This is a genomic window from Dysgonomonas sp. GY617 (assembly GCF_015233815.1).
Taxonomy (GTDB): domain Bacteria; phylum Bacteroidota; class Bacteroidia; order Bacteroidales; family Dysgonomonadaceae; genus Dysgonomonas_A.
In genome coordinates this window covers 153,378-177,251 of sequence record NZ_JADCLR010000023.1, presented here as the reverse complement: position 1 = coordinate 177,251, position 23,874 = coordinate 153,378, and the positions used below count along the sequence as shown (strand labels likewise).

18 protein-coding genes are annotated in these 23,874 nt (G+C 37.4%); all 18 read left to right on the top strand.

The genetic code is table 11. From position 1 onward, the window contains the following. Nucleotides 1-9: 9 nt before the first annotated feature. The 18 genes from IR022_RS13585 to IR022_RS13500 all read left to right on the top strand — a co-directional run bounded on the left by IR022_RS13585 (nt 10) and on the right by IR022_RS13500 (nt 23,836). Nucleotides 10-2,787, top strand: coding sequence for a glycosyl hydrolase (locus IR022_RS13585; protein WP_194204123.1), 2,778 nt, complete (start codon nt 10-12; stop codon nt 2,785-2,787). 2 nt (nt 2,788-2,789) lie between these two features. Continuing rightward, nucleotides 2,790-4,466 carry a glycoside hydrolase family 28 protein gene (locus IR022_RS13580; protein ID WP_194204122.1) on the top strand — a complete coding sequence of 559 codons (1,677 nt, stop codon included), beginning with the start codon at nt 2,790-2,792 and terminating at the stop codon, nt 4,464-4,466. A 117-nt stretch (nt 4,467-4,583) separates the two neighbouring features. Beyond that, nucleotides 4,584-6,047: a rhamnulokinase gene (locus IR022_RS13575; protein WP_194204121.1), complete on the top strand. Its 1,464-nt coding sequence runs from the start codon at nt 4,584-4,586 to the stop codon at nt 6,045-6,047. Nucleotides 6,048-6,089: 42 nt separating this feature from the next. After that, a complete protein-coding gene (locus IR022_RS13570) occupies nt 6,090-7,346 on the top strand; it encodes an L-rhamnose isomerase (RefSeq protein ID WP_194204120.1) in 1,257 nt (418 codons plus the stop codon). After that, on the top strand, nt 7,343-8,371 hold the full coding sequence (gene rhaT, locus IR022_RS13565) for an L-rhamnose/proton symporter RhaT (protein ID WP_194204119.1): 1,029 nt from the start codon (nt 7,343-7,345) through the stop codon (nt 8,369-8,371). The genes IR022_RS13570 and rhaT overlap by 4 nt, the downstream gene beginning before the upstream one ends. A 66-nt stretch (nt 8,372-8,437) precedes the next feature. Then, the gene (gene rhaD, locus IR022_RS13560) at nt 8,438-9,247 is read left to right on the top strand and encodes a rhamnulose-1-phosphate aldolase (protein ID WP_194204118.1); all 810 of its coding nucleotides are present in this window, start codon (nt 8,438-8,440) and stop codon (nt 9,245-9,247) included. 131 nt (nt 9,248-9,378) lie between these two features. Beyond that, a complete protein-coding gene (locus IR022_RS13555; protein WP_194204117.1) occupies nt 9,379-10,680 on the top strand; it encodes a glycoside hydrolase family 105 protein in 1,302 nt (433 codons plus the stop codon). A 53-nt stretch (nt 10,681-10,733) separates the two neighbouring features. Continuing rightward, nucleotides 10,734-11,636, top strand: coding sequence for an AraC family transcriptional regulator (locus IR022_RS13550; RefSeq protein ID WP_194204116.1), 903 nt, complete (start codon nt 10,734-10,736; stop codon nt 11,634-11,636). Nucleotides 11,637-11,871: 235 nt separating this feature from the next. Beyond that, nucleotides 11,872-12,852: a lipoate--protein ligase gene (locus IR022_RS13545; RefSeq protein ID WP_194204115.1), complete on the top strand. Its 981-nt coding sequence runs from the start codon at nt 11,872-11,874 to the stop codon at nt 12,850-12,852. Between the two features lie 51 nt (nt 12,853-12,903). Then, nucleotides 12,904-13,995 carry a glycine cleavage system aminomethyltransferase GcvT gene (gene gcvT / locus IR022_RS13540; protein ID WP_194204114.1) on the top strand — a complete coding sequence of 364 codons (1,092 nt, stop codon included), beginning with the start codon at nt 12,904-12,906 and terminating at the stop codon, nt 13,993-13,995. 35 nt (nt 13,996-14,030) lie between these two features. Further along, nucleotides 14,031-14,408, top strand: a complete 378-nt coding sequence (gene gcvH / locus IR022_RS13535; protein ID WP_050710859.1) for a glycine cleavage system protein GcvH — start codon at nt 14,031-14,033, stop codon at nt 14,406-14,408. Between the two features lie 20 nt (nt 14,409-14,428). Beyond that, nucleotides 14,429-15,766 (top strand): aminomethyl-transferring glycine dehydrogenase subunit GcvPA, encoded by a 1,338-nt coding sequence (gene gcvPA, locus IR022_RS13530; protein WP_194204113.1) that lies wholly within the window; start codon nt 14,429-14,431, stop codon nt 15,764-15,766. A gap of 3 nt (nt 15,767-15,769) precedes the next feature. Continuing rightward, entirely contained in the window at nt 15,770-17,224 is a 1,455-nt protein-coding gene (gene gcvPB / locus IR022_RS13525; RefSeq protein WP_194204112.1) for an aminomethyl-transferring glycine dehydrogenase subunit GcvPB, read from the top strand. A 365-nt stretch (nt 17,225-17,589) separates the two neighbouring features. Next, nucleotides 17,590-18,945, top strand: coding sequence for a dihydrolipoyl dehydrogenase (lpdA, locus tag IR022_RS13520; RefSeq protein WP_194204111.1), 1,356 nt, complete (start codon nt 17,590-17,592; stop codon nt 18,943-18,945). Between the two features lie 18 nt (nt 18,946-18,963). Further along, entirely contained in the window at nt 18,964-19,710 is a 747-nt protein-coding gene (locus tag IR022_RS13515) for a biotin/lipoate A/B protein ligase family protein (RefSeq protein ID WP_110309937.1), read from the top strand. A 187-nt stretch (nt 19,711-19,897) separates the two neighbouring features. Continuing rightward, nucleotides 19,898-21,220 (top strand): dihydrolipoamide acetyltransferase family protein, encoded by a 1,323-nt coding sequence (locus IR022_RS13510; RefSeq protein ID WP_194204110.1) that lies wholly within the window; start codon nt 19,898-19,900, stop codon nt 21,218-21,220. Between the two features lie 30 nt (nt 21,221-21,250). Further along, nucleotides 21,251-23,284: a thiamine pyrophosphate-dependent enzyme gene (locus IR022_RS13505; protein WP_050710853.1), complete on the top strand. Its 2,034-nt coding sequence runs from the start codon at nt 21,251-21,253 to the stop codon at nt 23,282-23,284. Between the two features lie 45 nt (nt 23,285-23,329). After that, nucleotides 23,330-23,836 carry a flavodoxin gene (locus IR022_RS13500; RefSeq protein ID WP_050710852.1) on the top strand — a complete coding sequence of 169 codons (507 nt, stop codon included), beginning with the start codon at nt 23,330-23,332 and terminating at the stop codon, nt 23,834-23,836. Nucleotides 23,837-23,874: the final 38 nt, after the last annotated feature.

Sequence of the window (23,874 nt, the reverse complement as noted above, 5' to 3'; positions counted from 1 at the left end):
TTAGGGCGAATGAAAAAGAAAAACACAATACTCTGTTTATTTAGCATACTTTCTTTGTGTTTATCCGCACAACAAATAAGCTGGCCGCAAATAAAATCTGAGATGAAACCCGCAGCACGTTGGTGGTGGATGGGGAGTGCCGTCGATAAAGATAATCTTGCTTATAATATGAGCGAATATGCCCGTAAAGGTATGGGAGGACTCGAAATCACTCCTATATATGGTGTGCAGAACAATGAGGCAAATGAGATTCAATACCTGTCGCCTCATTGGATGGAGATGCTTAAATATACAGAAGTACAAGGTAATCAACTTGGTTTGAAAATAGATATGAATGGTGGCACGGGCTGGCCTTTCGGTGGACCTCATGTAAGTATAGAAGATGCTGCAACAAAAGCTATATTTGAGGAATATAGCTTGCAAGCCGGACAACAATTAAATGAAAAAATAGAAGTAAAAGATGAAAAGCAAAAAGCAATTGCAACCTTTTATCGTTTGATGGCTTTTTCGGATAAAGGAGATAAATTAGATCTTACTTCTAAGGTCAAAAACAATACACTTTCTTGGACAGCACCCAAAGGTAACTGGCGATTGATAGCTGTTTTCAATGGAAAAACATTGCAGCAGGTAAAACGGGCTGCTCCGGGAGGTGAAGGATTGGTGATGAATCATTTTTCGAAAACGGCTGTTTCAAATTATTTGACTCGGCTTTCAAAAGCCTTTCAGGATAATAATGCTAATTATCCTAATTCTTTCTTTAACGATTCGTATGAAGTATACGGAGGTGATTGGACTCCCGATCTATTTGAACAATTTGAGAAGAGAAGAGGGTATAAATTAGAAAATTATTTGCCCGAATTTATCTGCCCAAAAAGAACAGATACAACAGCACGTATAATTGCCGATTATAGAGAAACTCTGGCTGATCTACTTCTTGAAAATTTTACCCATCAGTGGACAAATTGGGCACATCAGCATGGCAGTACTACCCGAAATCAGGCACACGGATCACCTGGAAATCTGATCGATTTGTATGCAACTGTAGATATTCCTGAATGTGAATCGTTTGGTATATCCGATTTTCATATAAAAGGACTTCGGAAAGATTCGATAAAAAAGATAAATGATTCTGATCTATCGATGCTTAAATATGCCTCTTCGGGTGCACATCTTACAGGAAAAATATATACGAGTTCCGAAACATTTACTTGGTTGACCGAGCATTTCAGAACTTCACTTTCTCAATGTAAACCCGATTTGGATTTACTGTTTCTTTCGGGAGTGAATCACATCTTTTTTCATGGAACAACCTATTCGCCCAAAGAAGCTAAATGGCCGGGTTGGAAATTTTATGCTTCGGTAGATATGTCGCCCACCAATAGTATTTGGAGGGATGCAGATGCTTTTTTTGAGTATATCACCCGATGTCAGTCTTTTCTACAAGAGGGTAAACCAGATAACGATTTTCTACTTTATTTTCCTGTGTATGATATGTGGCACGAGCAAGACGGACGATTGTTGATGTTCGATATTCATAAGATGCAGCAACGTGCACCTCAGTTTATTTCGGCTGTAAATAATATTGTGAACTCAGGATATGATGTCGATTATATTTCAGATAACTATTTACTATCGACACAGGTTGTTGATGGTAAGCTTGTCACATCGGGCAATACAACATACAAAGCTATAATTGTACCCTCTGCCGAGAAAATGCCGATTGAAACATTATCTCATTTATTGAAATTAGCGAGGGGCGGAGCAAAAATTGTTTTTATAGAAAAGTATCCGAATGATGTTCCCGGATTTAAGAATTTAGACAAACGAAGAGCAGAATTAGTAAAGCTTATAAATCAGATTTCTAAGGCAGGATTATTTGTAGAAGTAAATACCCAAACATTGGGTAAAGGACAAATAATAACAGGATCAGATTATGCTAAAACGTTGGATGCTTGCCATATTCAGAAAGAAGAAATGAAAACCTTACACGGTCTACAATATATCAGGCGAAGCAATGGCGATGGTTATCATTATTTCATTTCGGCACTTAAAGCCGAAGATACAGGTGGTTGGATAACTTTGGGTGTGGATGCCGAAAGCGCGATGTTTTTTAATCCGATGGATGGAAAATCGGGATTGGCTAAGATTCGTAGAGAAGGAAATAAAACCCAAGTATATCTGCAACTCGAATCAGGGCAATCGATTATACTGAAAACATTCGATAAGAAGATAACGAATGTTACCGATTGGAATTATTACACTCCTCAAAATCTATCTATAATGCTGAATAGAGATTGGACAATGACGTTTTTAGAAAGTAGTCCTGCGATCACCAATCATCTTAGATTAAACAAACTCGGATCATGGACCGAACTAGATCATCCTGATCTTAAAACAAATATGGGAACAGCCTTATATTCTACTGAATTTAACTTACCATTGATACAGAGTGATGAATGGGAGTTAGATCTTGGCGATGTCCGCGAGAGTGCTCGGGTAAGAATAAATGGTCAAGATGTGGCAACCCTTTGGGCTGTTCCTTTTAAAACCAAGGTTGGTAAATACCTGAAAGAAGGTAATAACCGAATTGAAATTGAAGTAACTAATCTACCGGCAAATCGTATTTCTGAATATGACCGACAAAAAGTTGATTGGCGAATATTCAAGGAAATAAATTTTGTAAAAATCGATTATCAAGAAGGAGATTATTCAGGATGGGAAACAATCCCTTCGGGTTTACTAGGTCCTGTAACCTTAACTCCTTTGACTATTGAAAGCTTGAAATGACTATGAAAAAACATGTAATTATAATAACCTTATTCGTTGTATCTGTTTCTAATCTCTTTGCGAAAGAAGAGGGAGGATATGAATATCTATATGAAAATCTACCTTTTGAGATGCCTAAATTGGCTCGTCCGACTTTTCCTGCCAACAAAGTATCCATTATAGATTTTGGCGGAATAGGCGATGGAATAGCTTTAAATACAGAAGCTTTTGCAAAAGCGATAAGTGCTTTGGCGGCTAAGGGCGGTGGGCAATTAACTGTGCCTTCGGGTGTATGGCTGACAGGACCTATTGTTTTCAAAAGCAATATTAATCTGCATTTGGAAGATAAGTCCATTATTCTTTTTTCGCCCGATAAAAATCTATATCCTTTGGTTGAAACGGTTTTTGAAGGGTTCGATACACGCAGGTGTCAATCGCCGGTTTCGGGCAGAAATTTGGTAAACGTTGCCATAACAGGAAGCGGAGCGATTGACGGTAATGGTCATTATTGGAGACCTCTGAAAAAGCAAAAAGTATCGGATAGTTTTTGGAAAAGTGCAACTTCTAAAGGCGGAGTATTCAAACGTGATGATTATTGGATGCCTTCGGCTCAATATCTGCATGGAGATACTATCAGCAATATGAATGTACCTCGAAATTTAAAGACCGAAGCTGAATGGGCTTCTGTACGGGACTTTCTTCGCCCTGTGATGATTAGTTTTCAGCAATGTAAAAATGTATATCTGCAAGGAGTTATTTTTCAGAATTCACCTGCATGGAATATTCACCCTTTTATGTGCGAAAACATTATTCTCGATGGGGTTCAGGTGAGAAATCCGTCTTATGCTCAAAATGGTGACGGATTGGATTTGGAATCGTGCAAAAATGCGATCATTGTCAACAGTACTTTTGACGTTGGGGATGATGGAATCTGTATTAAATCGGGTAAAGATGAGGATGGTTTGAAACGAAATATTCCTTGTGAGAATGTAATCGTAGATAATTGCACCGTATTCAAAGGGCATGGCGGTTTTGTAGTCGGCAGTGAAATGTCGGGCGGAGTGCGGAATATATCCGTTTCTAACTGTCAGTTTTTAGGAACAGATGTGGGTTTGAGATTCAAAAGCAGCAGAGGACGTGGCGGAGTTGTTGAGAATATTTATATAACTAATGTAAGTATGATTGATATTTCTACCGAACCCATTCACTTCAATCTTTATTATGGAGGAAAATCGGTAGTAGAAACTCTCGAAGATAATGATGCCGAGCCTGTAACTGAAGTGATACCTCCTGTGGATATTACCACACCTACCTTCCGCAATATCTTTATAAAAGATGTAACATGCAGTAAGGCTCGGAAAGCTATGTATTTTTATGGATTACCCGAACATAATATCGATAATATAAATGTTGAGAATGTGGTTATTCATTCACAATTAGGAGCGGAAATCATGGAATCAAAAAATATTACACTGAAAAATGTAAATATTTATCCACAAGAAGGTGCTGCTCTGACTTTAAGAAATGTCAGTAATGTAAAAGTTGAAGGCTTTACTACAGATTCTAAATTGCCTACGGTATTTGATATTTCAGGATCAAGATCAATAAATATAGTAATTTCTTCACCTTACAACGATAACCAACTGAAAATAGGCTCAGATACTAAAACGGGAGTGGTGAAATTGATATATAAAAAGTGACAAAACCTGTAGTCTTTGTCTCAAATACACTATCTGTATAAATGAGAAGAGACACTACATTTGCTTTACTCAATAAATTTTTATTCACTTAAAAGGATAGACCTTAAATCTAAATAAATGAATACACAAAACTTTCTGGCAGTTGATATAGGGGCATCAAGCGGACGCACTATACTTGGTACTCTCGATAACGGAGTCCTCAAAATTGAAGAATTAACCCGTTTTGCTAATCCTCTGATTGAAGTAAACGGTCATTTTTACTGGAACATATTATCGCTTTATGAGTCGATTCTTCTCAGTTTGAAGAAAGTTGCTCAGGAAGGAATCAAGATATCGTCGATAGGTATAGATACTTGGGGCGTCGATTTTATAGCCATTGATAAAAATAAGGAAATTATAGGGATGCCTTATGCGTATCGTGATCCTCATACAGTAGATGCTCCTGAGAATTTTTTTAAGCTTATTCCCCGTAAGGATGTGTATGCAGCAACAGGGATTCAGATAATGAATTTCAATTCGTTGTTTCAGTTCTTTGCACTTAATAAAAATGAAGCCACTTTGTTGAAAGAGGCTGATAAGATTATATTCATGCCCGATGCTTTATCCTATTTGCTTACAGGTGAGGTGGTAATGGAATATACGATAGCTTCGACATCCCAGGCTATGAATCCTTATAAAAAAGAACTGAATTGCGAATTGCTCGAAAAGGTTGGTCTTAATAAAGAAAAATTCGGACGTTTTGTTTTACCTGGAACGATAATCGGAAGTTTGTCAGAATCTGTATGCAGGCAAACAGGGCTTGAAAGTATTCCCATTGTGGCGGTTGCAGGGCACGATACAGCTTCGGCGGTTGCATCAGTGCCTGCCGAGGATGAATGCTTTGCTTATCTGAGTTCGGGAACGTGGTCATTAATGGGGATCGAGCTAAAAGAGCCTATTATAAACGAAAAGACATACAATCTCAATTTCACAAACGAGGGTGGGGTAGACGGTACAATCCGTTTCCTTAAGAATATATGTGGTATGTGGCTTTTAGAGCAATGTCGTAAAGAATGGGATGCCAATCTCACTTATCCCGATTTGATTGAGCAGGCATCAAAGAGCGAACCGTTCAAATGTTTGGTGAATCCCGATGCTGATGTGTTTTCCAATCCGACAGTAATGACGAAAGCAATAAGTAATTATTGTAGCAATACAGGTCAGCCAACGCCTCAAACTATCGGTGAATATGTTCGCTGTATATTCGAAAGTCTGGCATTACGATATAAAGAGATATTCGATCATCTACAGGAATTAGCTCCTTTCGAGATCAAAAAACTGCATGTAATTGGAGGTGGTTCTAAGAATAACTTGTTGAATCAGTTTACTGCCAATGCGTTGAATGTGCCTATTATAACAGGACCATCGGAAGCTACAGCTATTGGTAATATCATGTTACAGGCAAAAGCTTTGAATCTGGTGAATAGTTTATCGGATATGAGGGCGGTGATAAATAATTCGGTACATCCCGAAACATTTTTACCTCAAGATACTGAGGTGTGGAATAAAGCATATGTAAAATACTTGCAGATAAGTAAATAAAAGAATAACAAATAGGTCTGAGACCTTAAAAAATAAATGACCATGAAAAAAGAAGTATTAGTAGAAAAGGCATACGAAATCGCAAAGGAACGTTATGCGGCAGTTGGTGTTGATGTTGATAAAATACTAGCAAAAATTCAGGAAATATCAATATCGCTTCATTGCTGGCAGACGGATGATGTGGTTGGTTTCGAGAATCTCGGAAATATGGGTGGTGGCGGTATTCAGGCTACGGGAAACTATCCCGGAAGAGCCCGTAATATAGATGAAGTACGTGCCGATATTGAAGAAGTGTTGAAATATGTAGGTGGTAACCATCGTTTCAATCTACATGCCATATATGGAGATTTTGGTGGAAAGACTGTTGATAGAGACCAAATTCTACCCGAGCATTTTACAAGCTGGATGGATTGGGCGAAAGAAAAGAATCTGAAACTGGATTTCAATTCAAGTTCGTTCGGACATCCTAAGAGTGGAGATTTAACGCTTGCTAATCCGGATAATTCGATCCGTGAATTTTGGATCGAGCATACAAAACGTTCACGTGCCATATCGGAGGCAATGGGTAAATTTCAAAACGACCCTTGTATTATGAATTTATGGATACACGATGGAAGTAAAGATATTACTGTAAACCGTTACAAATACCGTCAGATATTAGAGCAATCGCTGGATAATATATTTGCTACCAAGTATGATAATATGAAAGATTGCATCGAATCGAAATTGTTTGGTATAGCATTGGAAAGTTACACGGTTGGTTCTCATGACTTCTACATGGGATATGGTGTGAAGAACCAAAAAATGGTAACATTAGATACAGGTCACTTCCATTTGTCGGAAAGTGTTGCCGATAAGATTTCGTCTCTGTTGCTTTATACTCCTGAGATTATGCTTCACGTAAGCCGCCCTGTACGTTGGGATTCTGATCACGTGGCTATCTTGAATGATGAAACTATCGATCTTGCTAAAGAAATAGTAAGAGCAGATGCTTTGAAAAGAGTACATATCGGTCTCGATTTCTTCGATGCATCCATCAACCGTATCGGTGCGTATGTAATCGGTATCAGAGCTACTCAAAAAGCTTTCCTTCAAGCATTGCTTGAACCACTAAATATCCTTCGTGAATACGAGTCGAAAGGACAATATTTCGAAAGACTTGCACTTCTTGAAGAGTCTAAAGGTCTTCCTTGGAATGCGGTATGGGATTATTTCTGCTTGAAAAACAACATTGCTGTGGGCGAAGATTTTATTCCGATGGTTCAGCAATACGAAAAAGAGGTAACATCTAAACGATGAATACATTAATAGGTTTAATTATAATTGCGATAGGAAGTTTGGGTCAATCCAGCTCATACGTTCTCATTAATAAGGTCAAAGATTGGTCTTGGGAAAATTTCTGGTTGATACAAGGGGTGTTTGCATGGTTAGTATTCCCTTTTTTGGGAGCTTTATTGGCTACAAACTTCCAGTCGTTAATTGACGTATATTCGATAGAATCTGCTGCTACTCTGAAAACCATTTTCTATGGTGTTTTATGGGGCATTGGAGGCTTGACTTTCGGGTTGAGTATGCGTTATCTGGGAGTGGCATTAGGTCAATCTATCGCCTTGGGTACTTGCTCGGCTTTCGGAACACTTATTCCTGCTGTGCTTAGCGGTAACGATTTGCTGTCGGGCGATGGAGTAATTCTCCTGATAAGTGTTTGCATCACTTTGGCAGGTATCGCAACGATTGGTTATGCGGGTTCTTTAAGGTCGAAAGATATGACCGAAGAGGAAAAGAAAAAAGCTGTCAAAGACTTTGCCCTGAAAAAAGGATTGCTTGTAGCTCTGCTTGCAGGTGTGATGAGTGCCTGTTTCAGCTTGGGGTTGAATGCGGGTGAACCTATTCAGCAAAGAGTAATGGAACTTGGAGCAAGTTCTTTCTTTGCTCAAAATCCCGTAACTCTTTTGGTTACAATCGGAGGATTTCTTACCAACCTTATATATTGCGTATGGCAGAATAAAAAGAATGGTACTTCGGGACAAATATTTACTACACCTTCGGGTTTATTGGTGCGGAATACTTTATTCTGTGCTTTGGCGGGTATATTATGGTATTCTCAGTTTTTTGCATTGGGAATGGGTAAAAGCTTCTTCGAACCGGGTAGTATTATGATTGCCTTCTCGTGGAGTATACTTATGTCACTCAATGTGATATGCAGTAATATCTGGGGTATTGTACTGAAAGAATGGAAAGGTACAGGTCAGAAAACAATTATGGTACTCATATTGGGTATGGCTATACTTATATTTTCATTAGTGTTGCCTAACCTTTTGTGAGATGTGTTATAAATAATAATTCTAATTCTAATTAAACAGGTCTGTGACCTTAAAATTGAAAACTAAATGAAATCAATATTAGATAATCGTCCTGAACTGTCAAAAAAAGTATGGGAAGTTGCGGAAGTGGCAGGCTACCTATGGCAAAAAGGATGGGCTGAACGTAATGGAGGAAATATAACAATAAATATCACTGATCTGGTTGATGATGAAATCAGAAATCTAAAACCAATTAGTGAAAAATATGTGATTGGAAAAGTTCTTCCAAACTTGAAAGGGTGTTATTTCTTCTGTAAGGGAACCAATATGCGTATGCGTGATTTGGCACGCTGGCCTATGGAAAACGGTGCAGTAATTCGTATCGGAGACGATTGTAACAGCTACGAAATTATTGCAGACAATCCCGTTCGCCCTACATCTGAATTACCGTCACATCTATCTATGCACGATTATATGATCGGTAGCGGATCTAATTATAAGGCAGCGTTGCATACGCATCCTATTGATTTGATTGCTATGACTCATAATAGGGAATTCTTGGAAAAAGATAAGCTTACTTATCTTCTCTGGAGCATGATTCCCGAAACCAGAGCTTTCTGTCCTAAAGGATTAGGTATTATACCTTATCTGATGCCCAGTTCTATAGAGTTGGCTGAGGCTACGGTAAAAGCACTGGAGAATTACGATGTGGTAATGTGGGAAAAGCATGGCGTATGTTCTATTAGCGAAAATATTATGGAAGCATTCGACATGGTGGATACCCTTTCGAAATCGGCACAAATATATCTGACTGCTAAGTCGATGGGCTTCGAACCCGAAGGTACTTCTATGGCAGATATGCAAGCTCTGAAAGAGGCTTTCAATTTACCCAAATAAGTAAGGTGTAAAACCTCGTATTTTGAATAATATAGGGACAAACTTGTGTGTTCGCTCTATTTTGAGTAGATGCTCAAATTTGTCCTTTTTTTATTCTTCCTATTATTTCATTAAGAAACAATGTTAACCCTATGTCGAAAAAACTAATACTAGTTGCCTTTTCTCTTTTTACGACAATAGCAACTTACTCTCAAGCTACTCAACCGGCAGATAAAATAGCAATAGCTATTGCTGACAGAATCATATCGGAGACACCTTATACTTTTGTCAATACAAAGACAGAGCAAACCTATACCAGCCTTAAGAATATTCCATTTTCGATGGATATTAAAGTGCAGAATGAGTATAATGACTGGCATTATACAAATGGAGTTCTGAATATAGCTTTGTTAGAACTTGCAGATAAAATCAAGTCAAAGAAATACGAAGATTATGTTTTCAAGAATATGAACTTCGTTTTTGATGAAGATAATCTGAACTTCTTTAAGAAACAATACGATGAGGCATTTAGAGAAGGAGGTTGGAGAGCTATTCGTAAACTGACATGGCATATGATATTCAGAGCTAAACGGTTGGACGACAACGGACCAATGGGGGCTAGTTTGATTGAGCTTCAAATGCGTAAGCCGAATAAGGCATTTCTCAATTACATAAATGAGACTAACGATCATTTGATGTATGCAGAGCCTCGTCTTGATGATGGAACGATAGCTCGTCTGTGGCCTCATGAAAATACAATATGGGCAGATGACTTGTTCATGGGAGTAGCCTTTCTTTGCCGTATGGGTAAAATGACCGGTGATGTGAAGTATTTTGATGATGCAGCCAATCAGGTTTTGAATTATACAAAATATCTATGGCATCCCGAAAAACAAATCTATTATCATTGCTATCATACAGACACCGATGAGCATGGTGTTGCGCATTGGTCTAGAGCCAATGGGTGGATTTTAATGGCACAAGCCGACCTGTTGACCATGCTACCTAAAAATCATCCTAAGAGACAGGCTTTGATCGAAAATTTCAAACAACAAGTGAGCGGAGTAGGCCGTTATCAGGGAAAGAATGGTTTGTGGTATCAGATATTGGATAAAACAGATTCGTATGAAGAGATAACAGGTACTGCCATGTTTGTATTTGGTATTGCCCGAGGAGTGAGAGAAGGCTGGATAGGTAAAGATTTTATTTATGTTGCAGAGCAGGGTTTGAAGGGCATGATGACAAAGATGAGTGATGATGGCGATGTTACTGCAATTTGTGTGGGTACGGGTATTATGCCCTCATTATCATTTTATTATAATAGAAAAACTCAAGAAAATGCTCCTATGGGAGAAGGCCCGGTGTTGCGAGCTTTGGTCGAAATGTCTGATGCAATTAAGTATTCAGAGATATCAGCAGATGATCAGTATGACAAGATTGTGATAAAAAAATAATACCTTTAAGAGCTTGATACATTGTTGTATTGAGCTCTTAATCTTATATACCTATGATACGCCTTAATGATTTTGGTGTTAACTTTAAATACTTATTGGTTAGCGATCGCGATAAGCAATTTGGCTTATGGGTGAATACAGTAGGATTTCAGCCTATTCAAAAAGGAGGAAAATATCCTTTGACAAACCATCCTTCCGACTATTTTTTTAATACAGCTAAAGGTCGTGTCCTTCGTGAATATCAATTACTTTATATAACAAAGGGCGAAGGCTTTTTCGAGTCCGATTCTACAAAGAAAAGACGGGTAGAAAAGGGTTGCCTCATAATGCTTTTTCCTAATCAGTGGCATACTTATAGCCCGCTCTCTGATAGTGGGTGGAACGAATATTATATTGGTTTTGAGGGACCTATGATAGACAATCTGGTTCAAGCATCTTTTTTCACCAAAGAAAACCCTGTGCTAGAAGTTGGGTTTCAAGATAATTTGGTGAACCTCTTTTCTCGTGCTATTGAAACGGCTAAAGAGGACAAAATTGCTACTCAGCAATATCTTGCGGGACTTGTGCTGCATATACTAGGTAAAGTGCTATCAGTCTCGAAAAATATAGTAACCGAAAATGCCGAAATATATCAGAAAATAGAACGTGCTAAGATTATCATGTCTGAAAATATCTATAAAGATGTTGCACCACAGCAAATTGCCGAAAAACTGAATGTCAGCTATTCATGGTTTCGCAAGGTCTTTAAAAATTATACAGGATATGCCCCCACTCAATACTTTCAGGAATTGAAGATCAATCAGGCAAAACATCTTCTGGCTGAAACATCTCAATCGGTCAAAGAGATTGCTTTTGAGTTGAACTATAACTCAACAGAACATTTCTTTTCTATATTCAAGAAAAAAACAGGATTTACTCCTATTGCTTATAGAAATTATCAACGGGGTATAGGCTAATTTTAATACTGTAGTCTCTTTATTAGTATAGATAATGTTTTTCTTTCAGTTTCTTTATCTTAACAAAGAAATTGAAAGCTTGGTATCTTATTGTGATTTCTCAGATTCTACAAATTATCTCTTCATAAACATCCTCTTCCGATATATTTCCTCTTATAAATGTGATATATAAAAACTTTATGTAAATTTATAATTTCAAGGTTCCAGACCTTTTTATTAACTATTTACATTAAACATGATATATATAGCTTTACCAGAAGACAAAATAAGACGCTTATCCTTTTACTTATCCATGGAGGAGTATGTTGCACGCTTTCTCGATGAAGAGGAATCCTTTTTTATGTGGCAAGTAAACCCAACAGTTATTTTTGGTCGAAATCAGTTGATGGAGAACGAAGTAAATTTGGATTATGTAAAGGCGAACGGAATTGAAACTTATCGTCGTAAATCGGGCGGAGGATGTGTATATGCCGATTTTAGTAATATTATGTTTTCGTATATTACCAGAGATTTTAATGTAAGCTTTACCTTCAATAAGTATCTTCAAAGAGTTTCTCATATATTGCAGCAATTGGGAATAAACGCTATTGCTTCGGGTAGAAACGATATTACGATAGACGAAAAGAAAGTTTCGGGAAATGCTTTTTATCGAGCATCGGGAAAAAGCATTGTACATGGTACTATGTTATTTAATACTGATTTGGAAAAGCTTGTTTTGTCGATAACTCCCAATAACCAGAAATTAATTTCGAAGGGTATAGAGTCTGTAAGGAAGAGGGTAACAAACCTCTCGGAGCATTTCGATATGGATATCGAAGCTTTTAAAACTTTTGTTAGAACTCATCTTTGTGATAGTGAGCGAATGCTTACTGAAGAAGAAATAGTGAAGATTGAAGAAATAGAAAAAGAATATCTGAGTGAGGAGTTTATTTTTGGTAATAACCCACGTTATACGCTAATAAAGAAAGATTATAATGAAGCTGGTGAGATAGAAATTCGATTAGAAATCAAAAATAATATAATCAAGGATATTAATATTGTAGGAGATTATTTTCTTATTGGAGATATTGGTGGTATATTTAAATTGTTGATAAATACACCTTATGATAGAGAATCTGTGACTAAGATTCTTCAAGACATAAAAATGGAGGATTATATTTTCAATTTGCACAAAGACCACTTTATAAATACTTTGTTTAACGAAAAAGCGAATTAGAATGTAATTCTAAATGTATTTCTTGAACTTAAATTATAAACCGATATATAAATGGAAACACTTAAAACTTGCTTACACGACAAGCATCTCGCTTTAGGCGCAAAGATGATGCCTTTCGGAGGGTTTGATATGCCTATCGAATATACTTCTATTGTAGAAGAGCACAATGCAGTTCGCCATGCTGCCGGTATCTTTGATGTGTCTCACATGGGTGAAATACTAATTAAAGGCGAAGACAGTGAGAAATATATAAACCACATTTTTACAAATAATATTTCGGGAGCAGCCAAAGGAAAAATATTCTATGGTATGATGTTGTATCCAACAGGCGGTGTTGTCGAAGATTTATTGGTGTATAAAAAAGCAGATAAGGAATTCTTCCTTGTTGTAAATGCTGCTAATATTGCCAAGGATTACGAGTGGATGATAGAAAATAGCAAAGGCTATAATGTTGAGATTATCAATCAATCTGATTATTATGGTGAAGTTGCCGTACAAGGTCCCAAAGCATTTGAGGCAATCGAGAAATATATAGGTATTGAGGTAAACGATCTTGAATTCTATACATTCAAAGAATTGCAATACAATGACGAGGCTATCATTGTTTCGAGAACCGGATATACGGGAGAAGATGGTTTCGAATTATATGGAAGTCACAATTTTATAAACAAAACATGGGACTTACTCGTTCAATCAAAAGAAGTTCTTCCTTGTGGTCTGGGATGTCGCGATACACTTCGTTTCGAAGTGGGGCTTCCTCTTTATGGTCATGAGCTCGATCAGGACATCACACCGCTAGAGGCGGGGCTTGGTTCTTTTGTGAAACTCGATAAAGAAGAATTTATAGGAAAAGACGCTATCCTTAAGCAAAAAGCTGAGGGTGTAAAACGGAAAATAGTTGGTATTGAATTAGTTGATAAGGCAATACCCCGAAGTGGTTATGATGTAGAAATAGATGGTCAGAAAATAGGATATGTAACTACCGGATACAATTCTATCTCTACCGGAAAAAGCGTTTGCTTGGCTCTGATCGACAGTGAATATGCTACCTTGGGTACAGATGTAGATGTTCGTATTCGCAAAAAAGAATTTAAAGGTCAGGTTGTGAAAAAACGATTCTACGAAAAGAATTATAAGAAATAAATCATCATATATATTAATATAAAAAACATAGAGAAATGAGTAAAGTTGTTGAAGGTCTGTATTACACAGAATCACATGAGTGGGTGAAAGTTGAAGGTGAATTTGCTTATATCGGTATAACTGATTTTGCACAACATCAATTAGGAAATATCGTTTATGTGGATATTCCCGAAGTAGGTGATGAAATAAAACAAGAGGAAGAATTTGGAGCAGTTGAAAGTGTAAAAGCTGCAAGTGACCTGCTTTCTCCTGTTAGTGGAACGATTGTAGAAGTAAATGAGAAACTTTCGGACGAACCCGAATTAATCAATAAAAATGCATTTGATAGTTGGATTCTAAAAGTAAAACTATCTGATGCCAGCGAACTAAAAGGGCTTATGGATAGCAAAGCCTATGCAGAAATTTGTGAGTAAAATCTAAAATCTAATAAGCTATGTATAAATACTTTCCACATACAGAAGCTGATATAGAACAAATGCTGAAACGAATCTCGGTAAAATCAGTAGATGATTTGTTTGCCGAGATTCCAGACAGTGTGGTTCTTAAAAAGGAATATGATCTGCCGGTTTCCAAATCGGAAATTGAGATTAGAAAATATTTCGAAAACCTTGGAAACAAGAATAAAAAGCTGACTGTTTTTGCCGGAGCCGGAGCCTACGATCATTATGCCCCGTCTGTAGTCGGCCCGTTAATTTCTCGTTCCGAATTTTTGACAGCATATACACCTTACCAACCTGAGATAGCTCAGGGTACGTTGCAATATATATTTGAGTATCAAAGTATGATTTGCGAACTTACGGGAATGGAATGTACTAATGCCTCGATGTATGATGGACCTACTGCTACTGCCGAAGCCATGTTTATGGTGGTGGCAAGTGCTAAAAAGAAAAATACAGTTCTGGTTTCTCAAACTGTAAATCCTAATATACTTAAGGTCGTAAAAACCTATGCCAAATATAGAGGTATAAATATAGAGGAAATAGCAGAGAAGGATGGATGTACCGACAAAGCAGATATGGAGAGCAAGCTATCTTCGGGCGATGTTGCAGGTGTAATTGTGAGTAGTCCCAATTACTATGGAATCATCGAAGACTATACCGGATACAGTGATGCCATTCATGCCGCTAAGGCTCTTTTTGTAATGAATACTGATCCATCTGCTTTGGCTGTGTTGAAATCGCCGGCAGAGTGGGGCGCAGACATTGCTTGTGGTGATGGACAATCTTTGGGGATGCCTCTCAATTTCGGAGGATCATACATTGGTTTCCTTGCCAGCAAAAAAGATTTGGTACGTAAACTTCCCGGACGTATAGCTGGTGCAACTACCGATGTGGATGGAAAACGTGCTTTTGTATTAACATTGCAAGCTCGTGAACAACATATACGTCGTGAGAAGGCAAACAGTAATATCTGTTCCAACCAATCACTGATGGCATTGTATGTTACTATTTATATGTCGTTGATGGGTAAAGAAGGTCTTCGTGATGTAAATAAACTATCATATAGTGGTGCTCACTATTTATACGACCAGTTGTTGGCAACAGGCAAATTTAAAGCCGCATTTGAGAAACCATTCTTAAAAGAATTTGCTGTGAAAACTTCTTTAAATATAGATGTATTGAGTAAGAAATTACTAGATCATGGTATTCTGGGAGGTATTCAATTAGGCAAATATAAAGATGGAATGGATGATTGCCTGCTTTTCTGTGTGACAGAAAAACGGAGTAAAGAGGAAATTGATCAATTGGTTTCATTAATAAAGGAGGTATAAGCCATGAAATATTACGACAAATTAATATTTGAAATCTCGAAAGAGGGACGTCACGGCTATACTCTGCCCGAAAATCAATTGGCAAAATATTCAATTGAAGACATTCCTTCTACTCTCTTAAGAGAAGAAAAAGCTCAATTGCCCGAAGCGAGCGAATTAGATGTGGTTCGTCATTATACCAATGTTTCTAATAAGAACTTTGGTGTCGAAACAGGTTTCTATCCTTTGGGTTCATGTACTATGAAATATAATCCTAAGATAAACGATGAGATAGCCAATATGCCTGCTTTTTCTTCTTTGCATCCGCTTCAATCTGACGAAACGGTACAAGGAGCCTTAGAGGTATATTATAACTTGGCTCGTTCATTATCCGAAATATCGGGATTAGCAGAATATACATTGAATCCGTTTGCAGGTTCGCATGGAGAATTGGTAGGTCTGATGATTATGCGTCAGTATCATATTAAAAGAGGTGACTTGAAGCGTACAAAAGTAATTGTACCCGATAGTGCTCATGGTACTAACCCGGCAAGTGCAGCAGTTTGCGGACTGGAAATTGTTGAGGTGCATTCTAATGAAAAAGGAACAATCAGTGTTGAAGATTTAAAACCTTTGTTGGATGATACCATTGCAGGAATCATGATGACGAATCCTAATACATTGGGTATTTTTGAAACTGAAATTTTAGAAATAGCCGATCTGATTCATGAAGCAGGAGGATTGCTTTATTATGATGGTGCAAATCTTAATCCGTTGTTAGGAAAATGCCGCCCTGGTGATATGGGATTCGATATTATGCATATCAATCTACATAAAACATTCTCTACACCTCACGGAGGAGGAGGTCCTGGAAGTGGTCCGGTAGGTGTATCTAAAGCATTGGTTGATTTTCTGCCTAATCCTCGTGTGAGGAAAGACGGAGATCGTTATTATCTTAATAATGGAGATGACTCTCTAGGTAGTATATCTGGTTTCTTAGGTAACTTCTCGGTATATATACGAGCCTATACCTATATTCTTTCCTTAGGCAAGGATAATTTGAAAAATGTAGGCCTGTTGGCAACCCTTAATGCAAATTATATCAAAGAATCTTTGAGACAATATTACTATTTACCAATTGAAGGTATTTGTAAACATGAATTTGTTTTCGATGGTTTACTTGATAAATCGACAGGGGTAACAACCTTGGATATTGCCAAACGATTGCTCGATTATGGTTTTCATGCACCAACTATTTATTTCCCGTTATTGTTCACTCAATCTATAATGATTGAACCAACAGAGACCGAATCGTTGGATACATTAAATGCATTTATTGAGGTAATGAAAACGGTGGCTATCGAAGCCAAGGAAGATCCCGAGACTGTCAAAAATGCTCCTTACACAACACCTGTCAGGAGATTAGATGAAACTACGGCGGCCAAAAAGCCTATGCTTATCTATAAAGATCTGCTTTAATCTATATTGATGGTTAATGATTGATTTGCGATTTCTATTGATAATTTCTATCAGTCATTAACCATTCTATGAAACATTTACTGCCCTTGCCTCTTAGTGCTTGGGTAAGTATCATAACCAAAGTCTATTATGATCCGGTAGTACAGCAATAATTATTATGCTGTATTTCCTAATTCTTCTAAAGAGTAACACAACTCAAAATACTTACACGAGGTAAGAACTAAACATTTCTATTATTGTTCTATATTGCAGTGCTGTATAGTATTTATTGTTAAACTATTCAGCTTACATTAGTTTGTATAACACTTAGAATAACAATAATAGACCTGTAATCTTATTATTGTTAACTATATCTCAAATTTATTATGGAATACGATATTGCTATTATTGGAGGAGGACCAGCAGGATATAATGCTGCTGAAAAAGCTGTTGCAGGAGGTTTAAAAACCGTCTTGTTTGAGAAAAAATCTCTAGGAGGAGTTTGTCTAAACGAGGGATGTATCCCAACGAAGACATTACTGTATTCAGCGAAAATCTTGGATAATATTAAAGGAGCATCCAAATACGGAGTTTCCGTTGAGGGTAACGCAGGTTTCGATCTGGGTAAAATTATTGGTCGTAAAGACAAAGTTGTAAAGCAATTGACGCTAGGAGTTAAGATGAAACTAACCGGAGCAGGTGTAACTATTGTAGAGGGTGAAGCTTCTATAAAAGGCGAAGCCAATGGTAGTATTCAGATTACATCGGGTGGGCAAAGCTATTCGGTAAAGTACGTTTTAGTTTGTACAGGTTCTGATACAGTAATTCCTCCAATCAAAGGACTTTCTGAAATTAGCTACTGGACATCTAAAGAAGCTCTTGATATCAAAGAACTTCCAGCTTCATTGGCTATTATTGGTGGAGGTGTTATCGGTATTGAATTTGCATCCTTCTTCAATAGTATGGGTGTAAAAGTTAGCGTTATCGAAATGATGCCTGAGATTTTAGGAGCTATGGATAAAGAAACCTCTGCTCTGCTTAGAAAAGACTATGCAAAGAGAGGAATTGACTTTTATCTGAATACCAAAGTTGTAGAAGTTTCGGCAACAGAAGTTACTATCGAAAAAGATGGTAAATCGCAAAAAGTAAAGACTGATAAAATCCTAGTAAGTGTAGGAAGAAAAGCCAATATCGCGAATGTAGGTTTAGAAAGTCTTAAAGTAGAACTTCTTAAAAACGGAGTAAAAGTAAACGAATATATGCAAACTTCTCATCCACATGTATATGCTTGTGGTGACATCACAGGCTATTCGATGTTAGCTCATACAGCTATCCGTGAGGGCGAAGTGGCAATTAATCATATCTTGGGTATTGATGATGTAATGAGTTACAAAGCTATTCCAGGAGTAGTATATACTAATCCTGAATTGGCAGGAGCGGGTAAAACCGAAGAAGAGCTTAAAGCAGCAGGAATACCTTATAGTGTTCTTAAACTGCCAATGGCTTATTCGGGACGTTTCTTAGCCGAAAATGAAGGTGGTAGTGGATTATGTAAACTTATTGTAAACGGAGACGATCAGATAATAGGATGTCATATGCTGGGTAACCCTGCATCGGAACTTATTATTTTGGCAACGGTAGCTATCGAAAAAGGCTATACCGTTGAAGAATTCCAAAAGATAGTATTCCCTCACCCAACAGTGAGCGAAATTATCCGTGAAACTTTATTTGCTAAATCCTGAACCTGAGAAAACGATTCTATGCTTTGTATTAACAACACATTTACTGATGCATATTTTAATATTGCAGCAGAAGAATACCTACTGAAAAATTTTTCGGACGATATTTTTATGGTCTGGCAAAACGAACCATCCATTATTCTTGGTAAACATCAGGATGTATGGGCGGAAGTCAATATCGATTTCGTACGCGACAAACATATAAAGGTTGTCCGTCGTTATTCGGGAGGTGGTGCCGTTTACCATGACTTAGGTAATATTAATGTAACTTTTATTGAACGTAGTAATAATCTTGATTTTGATAAGTATACCAACTTAACGTTGGATATTCTATCAAGAATGGGAGTTAATGCACAAGCTGATAAGCGTCGTGGGCTGAATATTGATGGGCTAAAGATTTCAGGAAGCGCTCAATCTATACATAAGAATAGGGTAATGTATCATGCTACATTGCTCTATTCTTCTAATTTAGAATATCTTACTACCTCTTTGGAAAGTCACAACGAGCAGCCCGAGAACAATTCAAATATACAATCTAAGATATATGTAAGGTCTGTAAAAAGTCCTGTTACTAATATTAGTCAGCATCTGGCTAATCCCTTAGCAATAGAGGATTTAAAGGCTTTGATATTGAATGATTTTATAGATAATAATTCAGAAAATAAACAATATAAATTTACAGAAGAGGATATAAAGGCTATTTCGTTACTGAAAGATGCAAAATATGCTACCGAAGTATGGAACTTTAATGAGGCTTCTCATAGATAAGTTCTAATACTGATTAGTTTTCTGTAAGTTGCATATAGATAGAATGTTACGGAGGTGTGACATTGTTTAGTTCATTTTGCTATCTCCAGATGTCAACATTCTATGCAGAAAATGCGTTATATTGTTAAATATATGTACACCATACAATAATTGAAACCTATACGTATGTGTTTTTAAATTAATAGTTATGCCAACATTTGAAATAAAAATGCCCAAGTTGGGCGAAAGTATTACTGAGGGAGTTATTATCTCTTGGTCTGTAAAAGTAGGAGACACCATCGAAGAAGATGATGTTCTTTTTGAGGTAAATACCGCTAAAGTAAGCGCGGAGATTCCTTCGCCCGTAGCTGGTAAAATTTTAGAAATCCTTTTTCAAGAAGGAGATACTGTACCCGTAGGAACAGTTGTAGCAAAAGTAGAGTTAGAAGGCGAAGATGCTGGCGATTCAGCAGCGAGTCCAGCACAAGAAACTCCAAAAGCAAGCGAAGCTCAACCAGCACCAGAGAAAAAAGAAGCTCCGGCTACTGAAGTTGCAGCTCCTGCTAAAAAGAACAAAGAAGAAGGTCGATGGTATTCGCCTGTTGTAACTCAATTGGCAAAAGAAGCCAAAATATCTCAAGATGAACTTGATAAAATAGCTGGAACAGGTTATGAAGGTCGTCTAAGCAAAAAAGATATTACAAAATATATTGATCAGACTAAAAATGGTGTTGTTCCAACTCCAGGAGCGGCTAAACCAGCCGCAAGTGCTGCGCCAACACAAAGCGCACCAGCTGCAGCCCCTGCTCCAAAACCAGCTATTCCGGTAGCAGAAGGAGACAAAGTAATACCAATGGATTTTGTAGGTAAGATTGTTGCCGACAGAATGGTAGAATCTGTAAGAACATCTCCACATGTTACTACTATTGTAGAAGTAGATGTAACTAAGCTTGTAAAATGGCGTACTAAAAATAAAGATGCATTCCAAAAACGTGAAGGTATAAGTTTAACTTATCTGCCAGCTATCACAGAAGCTGTAGCTAAGGCTTTAATTGATTTCCCAAGAATCAACTCTTCGTTGGATGGTTACAATATTATTGAGAAAAAACGTATCAATATTGGTATAGCTGTATCGTTGCCTGATGGGAACTTAATTGTACCGGTAATTAAAGATGCTGATAAGATGAATCTTACAGGATTGGCAACAAGTATTGATGCTTTAGCTCTCAAAGCTCGTAATAATAAACTATCGGGTGATGATATACAAGGTGGAACATTTACTATAACCAACTTTGGTTCGTTCAAGAATATTATCGGAACACCTATTATCAATCAGCCTGAAGTTGCAATTTTAGGAGCTGGTATTATCGAAAAGAAACCTGCTGTTATTTCAACTCCTGATGGAGATGTAATCGCTATTCGTCATAAGATGTACCTATCTCTTTCATACGATCACCGTGTAATCAATGGTGCATTGGGTGGAGCATTTGTTAGACGTATTGCTGATTATTTAGAAAATTGGGAAGCTTGATTATACTAAGCAACTGAAAAAAAATATATAATGAAAAAATTTACTATAAAAACCACAGATAAAGACACCCTCCAAAGATGGTTTTATCTGATGACACTAGGACGTGCTATTGATAATAAAGCGCCTGCATATCTACTTCAATCATTAGGTTGGTCGTATCATGCTCCTTATGCAGGACATGATGGTATTCAGCTTGCAATGGGTGAGGTATTTGTGAGAGGTGAAGACTTTATGTTCCCTTATTATAGAGACATGCTTGCGGTTTTAGCTGCTGGTATGACTGCCGAAGAGATAATCTTGAATGGTATATCTAAAGCTACGGATGTGGCTGGTGGTGGTAGACATATGTCGAATCACTTTGCTAAACCCGAATGGAATATCGAGAACGTTTCATCTGCAACAGGTTCTCATGACCTTCATGCAGTTGGGGTGGCTCGTGCTATGGTTTATTACAAACACAAAGGTGTAGCTTATACTTCACATGGTGAGGCTTCAACATCCGAAGGATATGTTTATGAAGCTATCAATGGAGCAAGTACCGAGCAGTTGCCTGTAATATTTGTTATTCAGGATAATGGTTACGGTATCTCAGTTCCTAAGCACGAACAAACTGCTAACCGTAAAGTGGCAGATAACTTTGTAGGATTTAAAAACTTGAAGATCATTCATTGTAATGGAAAAGATGTATTCGATTCTATGAATGCAATGACTGCCGCTCGTGAGTATGCTATAAGTACAAGTAATCCTGTAATTGTTCAGGCAAACTGTGTACGTATGGGTTCACACTCAAACTCTGATAAACAAACTTTATACAGAGATGAGGATGAGTTAGCATATGTAAAAGAAGCCGATCCATTGTTGAAATTCCGTCGTATGCTATTGCGTTACAAACGCTTTACTGAGGAGGAATTGAAGCAAATAGAGGCTGATGCTAAGAAAGAATTGAGCCAAGCAAATAAAAAAGCTATCGCGGCTCCGGATCCAGATCCAAGTACAATTTTTGACTTTGTAACACCTGAACCATATCATCCTCAAAAATATGTGGATGGAACACATAATGAAACAGGCGAATCTAAAAACCTGGTTACAGCTATTAATGAAACATTGAAGGCTGAATTCAGACTTAACCCAGATACTTTCCTTTGGGGACAAGATATTGCAAACAAAGAAAAGGGTGGTGTATTCAACGTTTCAAAAGGTATGCAACCCGAATTTGGTGAAGGACGTGTATTTAATGCTCCTATTGCCGAAGATTATATAATGGGTACTGCAAATGGTATGAGCCGTTTTAGCAAAGATATCCGTGTAGTTGTAGAAGGTGCAGAATTTGCCGATTATTTTTGGCCTGCTATCGACCAATATGTAGAATGTACTCACGAATATTGGAGAACAAACGGACAGTTTTCTCCGAATATCACAGTCCGTTTAGCTGCCGGTGGTTACATTGGTGGTGGTCTTTATCACTCTCAAAACTTAGAAGGTGCATTGACTACTCTACCAGGAGCACGTATCGTATATCCTTCTTTTGCTGATGATGCAGCGGGATTATTACGTACAAGCTTGCGATCAGAAGGATTTACACTATTCTTTGAACCTAAAGCACTTTATAATGCTGTAGAATCATCGACAGTAGTTCCTGACGATTTCGAAGTACCTTTTGGTAAAGCACGTATCCGTCGCGATGGTAGCGATATTACTATCATTACTTATGGTAATACTACTCACCTTTGTTTGGATGCTGCCGAACGTTTGGCTAAAGATGGTAATTATTCGGTGGAGGTTATAGACCTTCGTTCGTTGATCCCTCTTGATAAAGAAACAATTGCTGAATCTGTTAAGAAAACAGGTAAGGTATTAGTAGTACACGAAGATAAAGTCTTTTCAGGATTTGGTGCAGAAATAGCAGCATCTATCGGAACCGAACTATATCGTTATTTAGATGCTCCTGTTCAGCGTGTAGGATCAACATTTACTCCAGTAGGATTTAATCCAATATTGGAGAAAGCGATACTTCCTAATACTGATCGTATTTATGCAGCAGCTAAAGAATTATTGGAGTTTTGATCAAAGAAACTGAAAAAGAATACTAACTATAAACGTGTGCGTATAATGAAAAAGATAGGTTTATTTTATGGTACTAGTACTGTAAAAACAGCAGAGATAGCTAAGAAGATACAAGCTGCATTTGGAGATACTACAATGGGAGTTGTGGCTATTGAAGAAGCTTGGAGAAAAGACTTCGAAGGCTATGATAACATAATCTTGGGAACCTCTACTTGGTTTGATGGAGAATTACCTACTTACTGGGATGAAATACTTCCTGATTTAGATGATTTGAAATTGAAAGGTAAAAAAGTTGCCATCTTTGGTCTTGGAAATCAAGTTGATTATCCTGAGAATTTTGTTGATGGAATTGGACTTCTAGCCGAAACTTTCGAAGCAGGAGGAGCTACAATTGTAGGTCTAACTTCAACTGAAGGTTATACTTTTGAGAAATCAAAAGCATTGAGAGATGGTAAGTTCTTAGGATTGGCTATCGATATCGATACTCAAGCTGATAAAACTGATAAACGAATATCAGATTGGGTGGCTCAACTAAAGAAAGAGTTTAACTAAGAATTCAGAATCAGTAGATTTCTACAAATAAAAAGAGA

Excerpts from the sequence above, each read along its gene's own strand:
- IR022_RS13570 (WP_194204120.1), top strand. The coding sequence starts at position 6,090 with ATGAAAAAAGAAGTATTAGTAGAAAAGGCATACGAAATCGCAAAGGAA.
- IR022_RS13555 (WP_194204117.1), top strand. The coding sequence starts at position 9,379 with ATGTCGAAAAAACTAATACTAGTTGCCTTTTCTCTTTTTACGACAATA.
- IR022_RS13510 (WP_194204110.1), top strand. The coding sequence starts at position 19,898 with ATGCCAACATTTGAAATAAAAATGCCCAAGTTGGGCGAAAGTATTACT.
- IR022_RS13545 (WP_194204115.1), top strand. The coding sequence starts at position 11,872 with ATGATATATATAGCTTTACCAGAAGACAAAATAAGACGCTTATCCTTT.
- gcvH (WP_050710859.1), top strand. The coding sequence starts at position 14,031 with ATGAGTAAAGTTGTTGAAGGTCTGTATTACACAGAATCACATGAGTGG.
- gcvPA (WP_194204113.1), top strand. The coding sequence starts at position 14,429 with ATGTATAAATACTTTCCACATACAGAAGCTGATATAGAACAAATGCTG.
- IR022_RS13575 (WP_194204121.1), top strand. The coding sequence starts at position 4,584 with ATGAATACACAAAACTTTCTGGCAGTTGATATAGGGGCATCAAGCGGA.
- rhaD (WP_194204118.1), top strand. The coding sequence starts at position 8,438 with ATGAAATCAATATTAGATAATCGTCCTGAACTGTCAAAAAAAGTATGG.
- IR022_RS13515 (WP_110309937.1), top strand. The coding sequence starts at position 18,964 with ATGCTTTGTATTAACAACACATTTACTGATGCATATTTTAATATTGCA.
- IR022_RS13585 (WP_194204123.1), top strand. The coding sequence starts at position 10 with ATGAAAAAGAAAAACACAATACTCTGTTTATTTAGCATACTTTCTTTG.
- IR022_RS13505 (WP_050710853.1), top strand. The coding sequence starts at position 21,251 with ATGAAAAAATTTACTATAAAAACCACAGATAAAGACACCCTCCAAAGA.
- rhaT (WP_194204119.1), top strand. The coding sequence starts at position 7,343 with ATGAATACATTAATAGGTTTAATTATAATTGCGATAGGAAGTTTGGGT.
- lpdA (WP_194204111.1), top strand. The coding sequence starts at position 17,590 with ATGGAATACGATATTGCTATTATTGGAGGAGGACCAGCAGGATATAAT.
- IR022_RS13580 (WP_194204122.1), top strand. The coding sequence starts at position 2,790 with ATGAAAAAACATGTAATTATAATAACCTTATTCGTTGTATCTGTTTCT.
- IR022_RS13550 (WP_194204116.1), top strand. The coding sequence starts at position 10,734 with ATGATACGCCTTAATGATTTTGGTGTTAACTTTAAATACTTATTGGTT.
- gcvPB (WP_194204112.1), top strand. The coding sequence starts at position 15,770 with ATGAAATATTACGACAAATTAATATTTGAAATCTCGAAAGAGGGACGT.
- IR022_RS13500 (WP_050710852.1), top strand. The coding sequence starts at position 23,330 with ATGAAAAAGATAGGTTTATTTTATGGTACTAGTACTGTAAAAACAGCA.
- gcvT (WP_194204114.1), top strand. The coding sequence starts at position 12,904 with ATGGAAACACTTAAAACTTGCTTACACGACAAGCATCTCGCTTTAGGC.